Origin of the sequence: Bradyrhizobium sp. 45, from assembly GCF_023073155.1 — a bacterium.
Lineage (GTDB): Bacteria > Pseudomonadota > Alphaproteobacteria > Rhizobiales > Xanthobacteraceae > Bradyrhizobium > Bradyrhizobium canariense_D.
Genome location: NZ_JADPIX010000090.1, coordinates 1 through 801 on the forward strand (window position 1 = coordinate 1; position 801 = coordinate 801).

1 protein-coding gene is annotated in these 801 nt (G+C 57.2%); it reads left to right on the forward strand.

Annotated elements, in window-relative coordinates; genetic code table 11:
• On the forward strand, positions 1 to 535 hold a 535-nt coding region (locus IVB42_RS14035; RefSeq protein ID WP_247470463.1), incomplete at its 5' end, for an IS110 family transposase.
• Positions 536 to 801 lie beyond the last annotated feature (266 nt).

Consider the following 801-nt stretch of genomic DNA (forward strand, 5'->3'; position numbering starts at 1 on the left):
GGACGAAAAAGACAATAGGATCCCCGGCGCCGCCCGCTTTGCCCTGATCCTATTCGCTGAACAGATTGAGCTGCTTACAACCCGCATAGAGAAGCTCGACAGAGAGATTTTGGTTGCCGTCAGACAGGACCCCGATGCCAGGCGCCTGATGAGCATTCCGGGCGTCGGTCCTCTCATCGCCGCTACCGTTCGGACATCGGTCTCGGATGCTCGCAGTTTTACGACTGCACGAGATTTTGCGGCTTGGATGGGGTTAACACCGAGGGCACAGTCGAGCGGCGGGAAAGAAAGGCTCGGCGCGATATCAAAGCGTGGAAATCGGCAACTACGGACGCTCTTGATCGTTGGTGCGACCTCTATCATCAAGCTTGCTAAACGAGGCTTGAAAGTCCCACTCTGGATTCGGACCATGCTGCAAAGACGGCCGGTCAAGGTCGTATCGGTCGCGCTCGCCAACAAGATTGCGCGCACGATCTGGGCCTTGCTGGTCAGAGGCGGCATCTATCAGGCGCCGGCCGCAATGCTGAAATCCTAATCTTAAGAGCTCTCCGGCGGAAGAAGAAAGCTGCCGAGGAGGCAAGGTGCAAATCTGGATGAACCTCGAATGACGTCATTCCCGGTAGCAATCAGACCGCCTGACTCACTGCGCTTCGAGCGCGAGAAATTGATTGGGCGATTGCTTCCGCGGATATCATCGTGGCCAGCGGCCAGGCGCCGCGTTCACAGGCCGAACATATGACCGCACCGTCATCCCTTGTTCAACCAGAGAAAGATCTTGCAGCCCGGGCCGTTCCACATATG